Annotated in this window: 9 protein-coding genes; 2 read left to right on the top strand and 7 right to left on the bottom strand. The window is 42.0% G+C overall.

Features of this window, described 5'->3' with window-relative positions; all coding sequences use genetic code 11:
- Positions 1–35 precede the first annotated feature (35 nt).
- From AC3WJC_RS01630 to AC3WJC_RS01605, 6 genes are all read right to left on the bottom strand, one after another.
- Positions 36–497, bottom strand: a complete 462-nt coding sequence (locus tag AC3WJC_RS01630; protein ID WP_492397325.1) for a hypothetical protein — start codon at positions 495–497, stop codon at positions 36–38.
- Positions 497–6259, bottom strand: a complete 5763-nt coding sequence (locus tag AC3WJC_RS01625; RefSeq protein WP_492397324.1) for an RHS repeat-associated core domain-containing protein — start codon at positions 6257–6259, stop codon at positions 497–499. The genes AC3WJC_RS01630 and AC3WJC_RS01625 overlap by 1 nt, the downstream gene beginning before the upstream one ends.
- A gap of 26 nt (positions 6260–6285) precedes the next feature.
- Positions 6286–6666 carry a hypothetical protein gene (locus tag AC3WJC_RS01620; RefSeq protein ID WP_492397323.1) on the bottom strand — a complete coding sequence of 127 codons (381 nt, stop codon included), beginning with the start codon at positions 6664–6666 and terminating at the stop codon, positions 6286–6288.
- 83 nt (positions 6667–6749) lie between these two features.
- Entirely contained in the window at positions 6750–12194 is a 5445-nt protein-coding gene (locus tag AC3WJC_RS01615) for a hypothetical protein (protein WP_492397322.1), read from the bottom strand.
- 15 nt (positions 12195–12209) lie between these two features.
- A complete protein-coding gene (locus AC3WJC_RS01610) occupies positions 12210–12803 on the bottom strand; it encodes a hypothetical protein (protein ID WP_492397321.1) in 594 nt (197 codons plus the stop codon).
- A complete protein-coding gene (locus tag AC3WJC_RS01605; RefSeq protein WP_492397320.1) occupies positions 12800–13366 on the bottom strand; it encodes an OmpH/Skp family outer membrane protein in 567 nt (188 codons plus the stop codon). The genes AC3WJC_RS01610 and AC3WJC_RS01605 overlap by 4 nt, the downstream gene beginning before the upstream one ends.
- Positions 13367–13688: 322 nt before the next feature.
- Between AC3WJC_RS01605 and AC3WJC_RS01600 the strand changes: the two genes are divergently transcribed.
- Both AC3WJC_RS01600 and AC3WJC_RS01595 read left to right on the top strand, forming a co-directional pair.
- Entirely contained in the window at positions 13689–14246 is a 558-nt protein-coding gene (locus tag AC3WJC_RS01600) for a hypothetical protein (protein WP_492397319.1), read from the top strand.
- Positions 14247–14324: 78 nt separating this feature from the next.
- The gene (locus AC3WJC_RS01595) at positions 14325–14591 is read left to right on the top strand and encodes a hypothetical protein (RefSeq protein ID WP_492397318.1); all 267 of its coding nucleotides are present in this window, start codon (positions 14325–14327) and stop codon (positions 14589–14591) included.
- Between the two features lie 156 nt (positions 14592–14747).
- On the opposite strand, the gene AC3WJC_RS01590 is transcribed toward AC3WJC_RS01595, so the two are convergent.
- A complete protein-coding gene (locus tag AC3WJC_RS01590; protein ID WP_492397317.1) occupies positions 14748–15662 on the bottom strand; it encodes a helix-turn-helix domain-containing protein in 915 nt (304 codons plus the stop codon).
- Positions 15663–15665: the final 3 nt, after the last annotated feature.

The following is a 15665-nucleotide window of genomic DNA, read 5'->3' as shown; positions in this document are numbered from 1 at the left end:
TAATATAGAATGCCGTTGTTACGGTTTGATTGATTCTATTTAAACGGATCACTTAAATCACGATATTTCTTTTTTTGAGGAGATCGGTCGATGATTTCATTGATTGTTATAAAATTTAAATCAACTAAATTACACTCCTCATCGAGGATTTTCAGTTTATTGATTATACAGAAATCAATCACATTTCTTAGTACTATCTCATAGTCAGTTCTAAAGTCGATCCGTAACGTAGCGTCCGTAATATTTTGTGTTTTTGCATCATAATGTATTTCTATATTATTTGAGCTTTGATTGCCGTACAAATCTATGTAGTCACTCCAAGAAATATTTTTTTTCATTATCTCTTTTACATTTAAAAACAGACTTCTATCGAAAAAAAGACCTTTCCAAAAATCTCTGTTAGTTAAATCTTCCTCATTTATCAACATAGTTTTTCGATCGCGATCAGATATTAAACGATCACTAACAAAATAAAACGTGTATTGCCAGACTGCCATCAAAATGTAGAATAAATTAAATCTTCGATTGTTTTATAACCAGCATAAGGCAAATAAACTTCTTCAATGGGAACTGCCGCCATTCCTAATTCCTTTGCAGCTCTTAAACGGTGATGTCCGTCAACAACATATCTAATATTTTTATAAATTACAAATTTAATTGTCTCCGTTATGCCGTTCTGTGCAATATCAGCTTTTAGTTTTTGAAATGCATTTTTTGACTTTGTTAACCCATGAGTTATCTCTAATTCAAATGGGCTTAATTCAGATACAACTTTGGCTGCGTCATTAGACGCGAAAGACAACGTTCTCATTTTAAAAGCTCTTCTTGCCAATGCGTTCTCAAACGCGTACTCTGCGGCAATTTCACCCGCCATACCTGGTTGCAGACCAATTGCAACTAATTCTAATGATGTTTTACTTGCTTGTAGTAAGCCATCATGTTTATTATATCCGCTTTGGAATCCAACCCACGACTGTGACCATTCTTTTATCGCAGGAGCATATGCACTTGAAAAGCCATGGTCCTTCACCCCCCAATACATACTTTCGGCTACTTTATTAGGTAAACCATTTTGATACTGCCATTTGCCATCAACTTTTCTCCAATTCGCACCATATTTATCCACCGTCCATCCGCCTTCTGCATATATACTAATGTCACCACAACCATCACAATATCCACCTGAAGGATCATAACCACTTACTGGATTGTTCCCCATACCAACATAAGGGGAATAAAACTGCCCTTCAGGATCGACTGACAAAAAGCGGCCGATCCTTCCATCATACATGCGCAGGTCAAAGTTATTCCAGCCAGTGATCGGGTCCTTTTCGGCATACAGGCCCTGATACTCATATTTGTAATCCGCCCCACCCTGCCTGGCAACGCTACCAAACGGGTAATAGTCGTTATACCGCTTTACATCCAGTTGCCCGCCTATGCGCTCGCGGTTAATCACAACCCGTACGCTGCCCACATTATCGCGCATCTCGTATGCGTAATCACCGGTAGTCGCTCCGGTAAGAGTATACATCCCGAGCCGCTCCGCACCATAAATGGGCACATCACTTAAGCTTGAACCTGTGCTGCCTATATAGGTGGCCAGCACATTGCCTATGCCATCATATACCTGGTAAGTAGTGCCGTTGGCGCTGCTTGTTTTTATACGGTTACCGCTTTCATCATAAGTGTAAGTAATCAAGGCCGTCGTCATCGCCTGATCGGAATATACGCCGATAATTTTTCCGGTAACATCGTACTTCACATATCTTGTATTGCCGCCTTTGGTTTCCGATTTCAATTGACCTAATTCATCATAAGTATAAGTGGCATAACCGGTTACTGATGTCAATTTGTTTGTATTGGTCTGGTATTGAAAGGCATTCAGAAAGTTGTCGCTTAAAGTACCACCGGCATTTGTTCGCTGTAATGATTTTATGTTACCATTGGCATCATACTGCAATCCCTTCTCCTGGAACATGTTGTTAGATGAAGCGGCAAAGGCATTCGTTGTAAAGTTTGGCGTTCCCCATGTAGCTGCACTTAACTGATATTTATCATCGTAGCTATAAGCATACATAGTTGGCGCGTTCAGCCCGGTTATGGTTGCCGGTTTTTTACTTTGCCAGCTTATACCATTTATATTACCATTATAATAATTGGTTTGCCCGGTGTTAATGCTGCTGATATTGCTGCCGCTGCGGCTGTAATCATTCGGATAATATTCTGACTGCATACTAAATGCATCAGGCAGAAACAGGCTGCTGCCATAACCATCTTTCCCCGGATCTTTAGCCGGGTCACCGCTGCTATGGTTAATGCTTTTCAACTTCCCGTCAGCGGTGTATACATAATCCAGGCCCTGCAGGTTATCTCCCAGTTCCACACGTTTTAATGGGCCGTGCAGGTAATAATAGTATTTGGCATGCTGCAGCAGGGCACCGTCGTCCCCACGCTGGGTCTTTACAGTTACCAGCCGGCCGTCAGCATCGTAACTGTAATGGTGCCTGAAGCGTTCAGCCGGGGTATTTTTTTGAAAGTCAACCACCGTTATATTGCCTTTGGCATCATAGGTGTAATTAACCGTTTTTTTGCCGGTCATTCCGGTTAGCTGTTTAACCAGCCAGGTTACACGCCCCTGATCGTCATAGTTATACCAGGTTGTACTGTTAGCGTTTTGCGTATAACTGATGTTTCCTTTAAGAAAGCCTGGGTCCTGTGCAAAGCCTAAAGGCCCCATTTCAGCCAGGTAATCGGCTGTACTCTGGTCATAATAATTATTAATTGTAAACCTCTTGGTGCCACCTGTTAAGCCGCCTGTGGATGAAACAGATTTTATTACGTTAGTATCCGCCTTAAGGCTGGCAAATGTCTGTGTACCGCTTAACGGCACCGCGTATTCTCCAGCTTCGGTAACCCGCCCCAACTGGTCATAATTGGTATAGGAAAATGCTTCTTTTATGGTATTATCGATCGGCGTAGTTGTTTCGGTATCAGCACCGTTAACCACATTGATTTTTTTATTCCGTTGAAGTCTGTTTTGAGAGAAGCGTATCTTGCCATCCTCCCGATATATGAACTCGCTCCGCCCACCTTCAGTAGAAGTGGTCGCTGTCATGTTACCACGCAAGTCATACTCATAGGTGGTCACAAAAGGTATTGAGTTAAGGTTTGCATAGCCTGATGGGTTGGTCAGATACGCTTTTATACCATTTGGCGCGATAGTTGCAACCACCTGGTTTAACGAATTATAATAATTAAAGCTCAGGTCGGAATAACGATTACTGTAACTTACCGTTACATTGGTTCCGGTTAAAGCGACCACTTTATAATATCCTTTGGCTAACGTATTACCACTTGTAAAACCTACAATCGGTTGCTCTGTTTGCATGTTATACAATGTGTAACTACCGCTTATTGTTACTGCCGTTGCGTTTGGCAGGTGAAAATATTGCCATGCAGGGGTTTGGGTTTCTTCTTTTACCGGCGCGAAAGGTCCTACCGTACGCTCCCCTTGAAAACTTGAGCCGTACCAAACCGCTTCGTAGCAATAATAATAAAAAGGATAAATTGAGACAATCTCAAAAATACGATCACTATTAGCTGTGGAAACATCCGCCAAATTGAACGCATTCCCTTTACCTGTATAAATCAATCCACCATCTTTATATACCTTTACCTCTTGATCCGAAATTATGGTAAATCCACTGTAATTTTCATCACTGCTTGTGGTTACCAGTGATCCCATTTTAATGGTTCCCTTAAATGTGTTAGGCGGTGTATTTAGCGTGAAGCTGTTATTTACGGTCATCCAGCCAGCCGGGTCGGCCCGCCCTGTCATGAGGGTTTTTCCTGCCAGGTCGGTTACCGAGATCATTTGCTGCCCATTGGCATCGGATGTGATGGTTTGCAAGGCTTTTCCGGCCATTAAAGCAGGCGCCGCGCCCAGCGGTGTTACCGCATTAATCTTGTTACGTAATTCCAGGTATTGGTTCAGTTCATTGATGACCGGAAATGCATTTTGGGTAACTTCATGACCGGCACCCATCTTCAACGCCTCGCCTACCCCTGCACCACGTTTCCCCATGCCCGTACCATCGTTATAGAACTCCGTTCTGCTATACGGGTATGCCGTGGCAGCGATGTAGGGCTCCATGGAATTATTATTACTATAATACCAACCCAGCGTTCCGATCGCGGTGTTTGAAACAGCATCCGGATTATTGACCTTGCCTAAATAAGCAGCACTGGCCGGGTCTGGGTTGCCGTCGAAATTAGTATAATTATATATTCCTCCTGACGGGTTTCTAACAAAGTCAGGCTTATACTTAAAGTCAGTTGCGTTCATGGGTGCAACTAAGGTTGAACCAACCGCCCGGTCCTGAAAGTCGTATAAAGGCTGGCTGGCCAGTACCTGCCCCCTGCTCTCATCCAAAACCTGGGTTTGCAACGGCTTGCCATTATTGTCAAAAAATTCCTTTGAAGCACCAGTCTCATTACCATCTTCATCATATTGAACGGTAGATATCCAGTTCATGTAAAAGTCACTGGATGACGGAGTAGTTACAGCAATGCTTAAAGTATATGAAGCAGTTACAAATTCATTGTAGGCCGTTATGGTATAATTTTTTGCGGGAGATGTCACCGTCGGTGTACCGCTGATAACCCCGGTTGCCTCGTTAAAAACCAGCCCTTCCGGAAGCTGGGGGCTGATCGAAAAAGCCTGACGGATTACCTTTCGGATCGAGTTGTTGTAGGTATCGGCAACGTAAATATTACCTTTACTGTCAAATGATAGAGCATAGGGCATATTGAACCGGACAACATTACCTGTCCCATCGACTAAACCGGCACTTAATGCACCGGCAAAAGTAGTTACTCCCCCCGATTGAGCAATGCGCCTGATCTTATGATTATTAGGATCTGCTACAAATACGTCACCTGTTTTGGGATCTACTGCCACAGAGTTTGGGGGGTCAAAGCTCGACAATGTTGATGTAGGGTGATCAACCGAACCAGGAGATCCAATCCCCGCAACGGTAGATACTGATCCTCCAGGCGTTACCTTTCGCACCTTATAATTCAAACGATCTGCTACCCAAATGTTGCTTGAGGCATCCAGTGCGACCGACATCGGGTTCTTAAACGAAGCAAATGGACCGATGCTGTTGTCCACTGAGCCTATAGTTCCATCGCCAGCAAGCAGGGTCACTGTACCGCTAGGTGTTATCTTTCTGATACGGTGATTACCATAATCCGCCACATAAACATTGCCTCCGGCATCCACACAAAGCCCGGTTGGGCTATTAAACATTGCGTTAGGACTATTCTGATAACCTGCCGTACCTGTACCCGCCAATGTAGATACGCTACCACCGTTGGGTGCAATCTTTCTGATCTTATGGTTGATCTGATCTGCCACGTAAACGTTACCGGCAGCATCTACTGCAACTGCGGCCGGATGGTTAAAAGTTGCCGATAGGGCCGGGCCATCTTCTGAGCCCTTGACATTTAAGCGGCCTGCATAGGTCGTCACATTACCGAAGGGATCAATCTTACGAATCATCTCGTTCTCGCTATCTGCTACATACACATTTCCTGCGGCATCTACGGCGGTGCCTATCGGCGTATCGAAGCGCGCTGCGCTACCTTGCCCGTTATTATTGCCAAGAGACCCGTCGCCGGCCAAAGTAAACGTGGTTTGTCCTAAAGACGATGGTTGGCTCCCTGATATAGATGGATACAATGGATTGATGACCGTTCCCTGTGTAAAAGTCTGAGGACCTGGATAAGTGATCACCATCGGTTCGGAGATATTGACACTTAGAGAAAAATTGATGATACCGGAATAGTTCGAATAACCTTCCGCATCAACGAAATATGTTCCCGGTGCCAGATTGAATAATGTAACCTGCGATTGCATACCACTGCACGCCTCCTGATTATCATCATTGCTGCCCACCTCTGTTCCGCTACTGTTAAGCACACGCAGCCACGTATCAAAATTACTGCCGCATAAAGATACCACCACTGACGTTGCTTCAGTATTGATCGTAAACTTATACCATACATCATTAGCGGCATTGCCATAGTTATTTGTATAACCTCCTGTAGCACTGTTTCGGCTGTCTGAATACGCTCCACCTGAATTATAAAAACCGGCGTTGATTGCGTTGCCCATTGAATAGCCCGCAGGCTGCGCAACAACTGTACATATCGTACTGCATAGCAGCAGCAATAATATCGTAATCTTTTTCATGTGTAAGGTTGGGGTGTTCGTATAATTTAATTATTGCTGCCACTAATCGTGCTGTCCGCACGCCTGAACCGACGACGTCGCTCCGTCATGGGAACTATTTTATTACGCTGTTGTTCTATCGGAATAAGCGACTCTAAGCGGCTATTTTTTACTTCAATCAAAGAATCGATTGATTTCCTTTTAGCATGAGCACTTAACAAAGGGTTAGCTATGATTGCCTTTGCTGCCGATTTATATTGCGCCTGCACTTCATTGATTTTTCTTGCTACCGTTATATCAACATTTAAATACTGACTAGTATACTTGATTGGAATGCGCTTAGCACTATCTGCCTGACCATGTACATTTACGCTGAATAATAACGTAAATACCAGAAATGCGAAAAACTTAATTTTATTATGTAGCATATCTCTTATATTGTAACTAAAAAATCGTCTTCCATCCGCCAACCTTAAAGAAGGATCTTGAATTTCATTTTTGACGCGTAGTTCTATAATAGTGTCCTTTTCTTACCGTAATTATATTTTATAGAACTTACCGGCACCTCTCCTTTCCCAATGACCTCTTTATAACTTCGAATCAGCCTGCCTCCTCCATCGTACTCAAAGCGCGTATAGAGATTGTCGTTGTTTAGTATATGGGTCAATTCACCCGTAAGGTTATCGTAAACGTATGCCGTCGTAGATGCCGTAGTTGGTTGAAAACGGAAGTCGTCGAAATATAGTCCTCCGGCCGTACCGGTATGCCTACAGCCGACAATTAAATTTTCAGTAGAGGTTGCATAGACACTGCCGGGAACAGTCATTTCCAGCAAATACCAAAGACCCGCTCTTTTAGTGTACGCTTGCGCCGGTATAACCACTTCGCCTGTGCCCATCTGATAGAAAAGCTTCGCTTGTTCTAATATGGATGTTGATCTTACCCAAACTGATACATGATAGCTTTTGGTAGAACTGTTTCGGCCAGCCTGGGATATGGAATAAGTGAATCCGTTCTTACCAAATGGAACCTGAAGCGAGCGTTTGCCGGTATGTGTACGACTACTGTCATTAACGATGGTTCCTCCACCCTTGGTTAAATTGATGCTAAAATTGCCATTAGCAATTAACGGATCTTCTGCCCCGGAGTAAGCGATTTCGTAGTATTTAGCCGGAGCTCCGGTCAATAATACCTTGCTTAAATTATACCCCATTCGCGTAGCAGCATAATTGTTGTTCATGTCATAAGACTCGAGTGCAGCAGAAAAAACGTTATAACGTGTAAGTTCCGTAGTCCTTTTCCATTTTCGATTACTTGCTCCACCAGCAGCGAAGTAGCCTGTAAAATCAGCTATCGGACTTTGGTCCATCCACACAAAATTTCTTCGTATCCGCCAGTTGTTTGCTTGCCCCGCTGTGGTTGTTGCTCCGTTTTCATCTAATAAGGAAAAATTGCTTTGCCATACTTGAGCGTTAGCTGCAATTACACTCAGTGGATTATTATTAGTGTCAACACGAAAGGTATAGTTTGATGCCTCTTGTGTCAACATATGCTTGTTACCCGGAGATGAAGTTTTAAGTCCCATACCGGCATACTTTTGATAGGCCGGTGTCACTTCATTGATAAATCGGTTACCATAGCTATCAGAGGTTTGAGTTTTAAGAACAGAGCCGGAAAAATAATCAAATCCCAATATCCGCTGTTCGATTTTTGTACCATTCTTATAATCGATCTGTGTGGATCCTGTTTGTATGGACGGGTAAACCTCCCTGGTATTCATCACGTATTGCTCCTCGGCAGTAATAAGGTATCTTGCTTGATTCCATTGGCCATTTCTATATAATAAGCGTGAATTGGCGAAACGCTCCTGTACTACACCTTGATTATTGTACATGACGCCGTTATACCCATTATTGAGTCTTGACTGATAAGTTGGTACCTGTTCTGTAAACCGTATATTATTTATATCGTCATGTAAATAGTGGTTGATTGACTCCGTCAATTTGTTCCCCTGAATATCATAGTTGACTACGCGCTTTAAGTTGCCAATCCGAGATGTCATATCCTGCAGCAGCAGATTTTTTCGGGAAGATTGTGCCACCTTAAGGTCGTGGTAAGGCGAAGCAACCGGCCATGGCTGAACAGGGCCGTTTACTTGATCAATGGTAAAGTTTAAATCTCGAATTCCAATCATGTTGCCTTTAAAAACTTCATACTGGTACAGCGTTTTACCTGTGAGCGGCACTGAAACCCCGTCCGGTGTAACCTTGATTGTTTGCATTGAAACATATTCATACATTACACCAGGCGCCGGCACCTCTCTGGCAATTGCTAATAAATAATTAATTTTTTGGTAAAGCCTTGACCTGTATGCCTTTTTAGCATCCTCTGAATATCCTCCTACGTTATCGGCCTGGAATTTTAGTGGCTCATAAGCTGTAACACCAGAACTGTGAGATTCACTAATCGGAAAGCCAGGAATACCATAATTGTAAACGGTCTTGTTGATCTCGCCACTCAGCTTTGTCAATGATATTTCTTTTACCCGCACACCTCCACCTTGATGATGATTTACCTGAAAGTCGGTATTGCCAGTAAGTACCTTTCTTGATTTAGTTGATGAATTTACCGGATGGAGGGGATCATTATTTACAACATAACTAAAATCATTTAATTTATTAATAATATAGTCATTGAGCCTCACCGTCAAAGTCTTACCTGATATTCCTACTATAGTGGACGTGCCATTTTCACTTAACTTGAAGGTTGGAAAATTTTCGAAAGTTTTTTCACTGCTTTGAACAGATTGTTTAAACATCATAATAGACTGAAGTTGATCACCTACCTGATAGTTATCAATAACTTGTTGTTCCGTAAGCGAATTCAAAGCGAAACTGATCTGTTTAGTAACCATATTTACATCACCTCCCGCATCCATGATCACCGAATTATTAGTGGTCAAAACAGATTTGTTGTATGTGTCACCTTCATAATTGATACAGATATCAGAACCCAAAGGAGACTTTATTTTACGCAATGACCAAACATCCGTTGATTGATTTGACACCTCGCTAACGCTGCGAACTAAATTCTCATTATCTCCATTGGAAAAATCTGATTTATAACAACCCCACATGTCATACGCATCTTTGTTATATGGGGGGTTTTTGGTCTTTACGGCCTCGTAGAGCTGCGAACCCGGGGTGGGCGATTGATTTAAAAACCTTACCTCAAAAGAGTTAGATGCTGAACCAGGTGCCAGCAATGTGCAATAATACTGCTTATTACTTTGCTTAAAGGTAAGTATGTCACCCGGTTTGATCAAATTACTCGACGTATTGCGCACGATTACGCCGTTAGAACCGTTTACTGATGCAATCTGTATATTGGTTTTATTTTCTGAAGCGGTGGGGTCCAGATCATATTCAAACTCCGTCAGCGGCTGCACTTCCGCGCCTGCCTTGCCACGGATATCAACAGAAGTTAACGTTAACTTGCCAAGTAATGGTGCAATACTTGGATTTGAAACGTAAGTACTTGTACCCTCCGGATCGTAACTATTGGGTACGCCTTGACTCATTGAATAATCGTAATTGAAATTAATTCGCCGCAAACACTTTGCAAACATTGCAGTAGATACGTCAAATTTGTCAATTACATTTTCACCCATGTGCGGCTTTTGTAATTCTGTACAATCTTGTCCTGTAGACATCTGATGCTGAAATACAATTGAAGAACTGTAGTTGTTACTGCCCTGCCTTATGGTATTAAGATCGGTTGTTAATTGCTCGTTAGTATAGAGTAATATGGTATTTAACCGTAAAGAAGCTTTGGGAGTTGTGTAATATATGCCATAATTATAAGTGTTACCTCTAGGATCACTTGAGTCCACAATGGTTTCAGGGCAGAATTGACCTTGCGAAGGCCTATAAGTGTTGCCATTGTAACTTTTGCCATCTGCACGTAGTTCTTTAACAAAAATGGCAGTATGCGTTCTTGTCCTTATGGCATCAAGATAGAAGACTTGCTTCGCTCCCTGAGAATAACTTTCAAATTCGTTATCAATATCTCTACTGTATTCTTCAGATGGGTTTCTCCAACCGTAATCTTCAACCCATTTGCCATAATCGAAAGCGACCCAATATCCCCAATCGCCTGTATTTACTTTACCGTCAGCATTACGGTCAACATAATCGGGGCCGGTTATTGCCGTAAGATACCAGGTATAGGCATATTTTTCCGCCTTACTTAATCTGTTCCAACGTGTATCGTCATTCCGTGGTCTGGTAAATACGGTTTCACCATAACTGTATGCTGGTAAAGCATAATGATAGGTAACACCGCTGGCATTGGTGATCATGAAACCGCCGATCTGTTTGCCCAATACTCCTGAATTATCTCTAACAAATCCCGCTGCGGCACAATCTATAAAGCCTTTTGCCTTAGCACCTGCAGTTGTATTGTCCATAATCTGAGCATTGGTAAAATACTCGATATGTTTCGATCCTTCCAGCCTGTTTTCGCTCGCGTTGTAGCCCACCCCATCATTTTTACCATAAACCGGTGTATTGAATTGAAAGCTTTCAGTATTGAAATTAAGTGAGCTTTGCGTGTAGGCATTAGAGAAATCATTTACAAAACGAAACTGCTTCTTCGTGGTTGCTGTTGCATTCGTTGCCTTGATGTTTTGATATATATTTTTCGAGTCAGCGTTTTGCACGAATTTCTTATTCTGGCTATATAACACCTCCTGAAACATATAAGGGCGCATACTGCCGCTAAGCCCTTGAGCAGAAACAGAATAGTCGTCGTAGCTTGGAAACGTCCCCCCCGTCAAGCGCTCGGGATCGGGCATATCTGCAACATTTCCATTTAATGGATCTAACAAATAGTAATTATCCTCTGCCTCATTATCCATCGTGCCAACTGAGGTTAATAAATTTCTTTTGTACAAAACACCATTAGTGGCTACAGTAGCTTTCTCGTCTGACCAATACCGAACATAGTTATATCCAATCCCAACACTAACTGGCCCAATCGGTATCCCAAATGACCAACCGGACGATTCAGTCTGTATCCGGCCTTCATTTGCGTTGTGAACAGAAACACTTCCCCCGCCTACTGTAAGTGATGGTTTACTGTTTGATGAACTCATAGAGAGTTCCATAACTGACACACGGCTCCCGCTTACCTTCCCGTCAGGCCCTTTCTTCCTATCATCATAACTTATTCCACCGCTCGCCCCTACACCTACACTTTCAAAATTTGTTGATACACCTAAATTGGCGCTTGCAAAAAGGTTACCGTCGACCTTTTTCGAAACACCTATATCTATCGATGCCCCGGCGTAACTTTCGCCATAAGCTGAAATACCAATTGACAAACCTCCGCTGAGACCAAAAGGCGATTTTCCAAATCCGTATGAGAAACCGACTCCAATTGACGCTCCAACACCGAATCCTCTATAAGTATCCTGTGAAAAGGCTAAACCAAAGTTGACTGATGCAGGCCCCATACCAATTCCTACGGAAACTTTGATTGTTTCAGTTTGTCCACCATCCCAATATGATCTGCTTACATTAGCTACATGATCCCAATCATCAGCATATCCGTTTACATTTCTATTTATAGCGCCCGGATTTAATGACCAACCCAAGCCCACCCAAGACGCCTCTTCATTTGGCTGTATACCAGCGTGATAAGAAAGCGACAATGGATACCCACCTTCCGGACCAGGCACTTCAAGCAAGGGCATATTGTAAGTAAAGTCCCCTGTTAAAGGGTTGACCATATCAGTTGTATCAATTGGCTCAAAACTTGTTGCTTCTGGCGACGTTGGTCCCGAGGTTAGCGCATAAGCCACCGATGGTGCAGCTAGTTGATTTATGATTATAACGAGCAAAAAAAGTGCAATACTCTTTTTAAAGCGAGTACCTGTTCTTCTTGTAAATGGCATGAGGTTTTGGCGGTATTAGTTAATGTGTATATCGGAAATTCTATTTATATCACTTGTCTTAAAAATGAACGTCAAGTCTCCTGTGTCCAGGCCAAATTCTTTAATTACAATCTGAACATTTTCGGCCTGTTTAAAGGATTGTTCGTCAAAAACTATTAATAATTCATTCGCATCTGCAACTCCGTACGTCGGGAGATAAAAACAACCTGCGGGGTCAATTGGCTTACCATGATCAGCTATCGCACGAATGAATTCAGGCATCCGAAATGCAAATACCTGAACCATTTCGCTATATTTACTAAAGGGCAATTGCCGGAGCACCTCTTTTTTATCTGCGGAAATACTAAATACAAAATGATAAAATTTTTTTTCGACGGGTAATCGCTTCTCCTTTTTGTTAACTGGCGATGCCAACATTAATTGACGAGGCTTAAACATTATCGAAGACTTCATATTTCCAACGTCGTGAAACTTTAACAACCCATTCTCAGGATCATTTATATAGGTAGCTAATTCTTGACGTGTCTTAATAGCCGGTTTACAAGCAACGCTTGAAGCAACAAGACCAAGTAAGATCAGTTTGCAGAATAGGGGTTTCCACTTACTCATTTACCAGGCAAGTATTCGCTATTAAGTTCTTTAAGTACATCTTCAGTGATATCTAACCCTTCACGGGCGTAGGCAATTGTACCTGATTGGTTAGCGATCAGGATCAGCTTGAAGTTATGACTTTTGCCGTACTTTTGTAAAAACGCGTTAATTTTTGACACAACCGATTGAGTTAATTTAGCATCTTCCTGCCGCGCGTTTTCTCGAATACTTTTTTGATAATCTTCAAGCTTTTGTTGCTTGTTCTGAATTACTTGTTTGTATAAATCCTGCTCCTTCGCTGACATTGAGGCTAAACTTTTTTCATAATTCTTCATTGCCTGCTTGATTTCGCTGGTTAGTGTATCGATATTCGATTGCCAAACTTTTGATTTTGACTGGAATTCTTTTTTTGCTTCCGCCGATCCTTGAAAGTCATTCAATATTTTGGCTGAGTCGACATAAGCTATTTTTTCATTGTTTATAAAATAGTGTGACAACAAAAAAACAACGCTTATCAATAAAATAACGTTAAAAAAAAACTGATTTTTTTTTCTAAAAAAGTAATTGGGGTTATTGTTCATGAATTGTATTAATTGATATAAGGCAAGGGTTTGTATGTTGACGAGTTAAATGTCAACTGGGATCAAAGAGGATGATACTAAACACGGTTTCGATAAAGTTTAAATTATGCCGCTAATATGGCATTTTTTAGCTTTTTAACCAATTTTTATTTTATTTTCAAATTGCGACCGATGCAATCTGGAAGTGTATGGCTTAAATAACCAGAAGATCATACATTTTACATAGAATTTGATTGCAACCATCGGTATTTATTGTGTAAGAAATGCCACTTGTTTAATACATAGTCAATTTCAAAGGCATTCGACCAGCTACCTGTTATAATTGCTACCACATCCCGAAACAGGCAATAATGGTGGTGTTAAAGTTGAACCGGCCGATGTGCCTATTGCCACCTGGAAAGAACATTGGTTTGAACATGTACAAAATCTTGAGCGCATATCATATGATACCAGCGTGGTGATTTATTATGATAAGGATGTTAGCCGCGATATAGTATGGCCCAAAAAGTATATGGCTGAGGCCTGGAACTATACTAAAAAAACCTATGGCTCATTCGGGCCTGATCCGCGGCTTTATGCCATATATCATGCCGGTAAATACTCCGGCGGGCACCCGCCAACATATATGGATGAAAGCCATGACTACCATAACGTTACGGATTGCGGCTCGGACGATGTTAATGCCTGGATAAGTGGTAAGGACAATGACATTGACCTGAGTACGCACGAAATAGGGCACATTGTTGAAGGCGCATCAAAAGTGTGCATGGCTCACCAGCATTTGCTATATGGCATGACAGTAAGTTTATGGAGATATACCAATACGATGTTTACCTTGGCCTTGGCCGTAATGATGACGCTACACGTTGGCATAACTTAAAACTGCAAACTACGGATGATTTTCCGCGCCAGGGTACGCATTGGTACAATGATTGGTTCTACCCTATTTATAACAATCATGGCAAATCCAAAAACATTAAACGGATTTTTCACTTTGTTGGCCAAGTATTTTCCTAAACGCACTTTTAACAACGGAAAACAAAATTATCCTGAATATTCCCGCGATTTAAACTTAGGCGAGTTTATTCACTTTTGGAGCGGTGCCGCCGGTACCGACCTTAAACAACTTGCACTTACTGCTTTTGGTGATAAAGATGAGCAGGGTATTGATTGGGCTGCCCAATTGAAAAAAGCCAGGATCGATTTTCCGGCCATTAAATATTAATTTGTTAGAAAACTAATCTATAAACCAATAACGCCGTTCAATTGCGCGGCGTTATTGGTTGATAATTTGGTGATTATTATGCTCCACTGTTTATTGAGCTTGCGCACCATTTATAGGTGAAGTAGCCTTGATGAGGAAAGTATATTTTAGTATGCTTTAATTGAAAGAACGCCTGAAATCCAAAGGAGACATATTGGTTTTGAGCTTAAAAAATTTACTAAACGACTGGGGATGCTCGAATCCTAATTGATAGGCTATCTCGCTTATGGAGGCCTCACGCGTTGATAACTGTTCCTTTGCTTTCTCGATCAGGTGGTTATGAATGTGCTGTTGTGCATTTTGCCCGGTGAGGGATCTCAGCATATCGCCTAAATAACTGGCACTGACGTTTAACCGCTCTGAAAGAAACTGAACAGTTGGAAGCCCCTGCTTTTGTGCGTTTGGCGACTGAAAGCAGGCGTGCAATATATCTTCTACCTTTTGAAGCAGATCGCTGCTTACTGCCTTGCGGGTGATGAATTGCCGGCTGTAGAACCGGTTGGCATAATTCAGCAGCAATTCTATCTGGGAAATTACAACGTCCTGGCTAAAATTATCAATCCTGTCTTTTAACTCCTCTTCAATATTTTCAAAAACAGTTATTATCGTGGCTTTTTCTTTTTCTGATAAGTGCAGCGCTTCATGGGCAGAATAGGAAAAAAATCCATAGTCTTTGATCTTCCTGGCGAGTTCGTAACCCAATAAAAAATCAGGGTGAAAAAGTAACGTATAGCCGGATTGGTCACTGATCGGCTCATGGGCTCCGGTGATCTGGTTCGGCGAAACAAAGAACATTCCCCCCTCGTCGAAATCGTAATAATGCTGTCCATATTTGAATTTTCCCTGGAAGTTCATCTTATAAGAGATCTTGTAAAAATTCAAAATATGAGGGCTGGGCAATTTTTCCAGCGGAATGGTACCGGCAGCGTTATTGATTAAACTCACCAATGGGTGCATAGGTGCCGGTATGTCCAGCGCCTTATGCAACCTTGATAATGAATTGAACCGATGGTTAGACATTTCGTCCTTCATATT

The organism is Mucilaginibacter sp. FW306-07-L, assembly GCF_058782065.1.
Note: the sequence above shows the minus strand (reverse complement) of the source record. Positions and strands in the feature narration are given on the sequence as shown.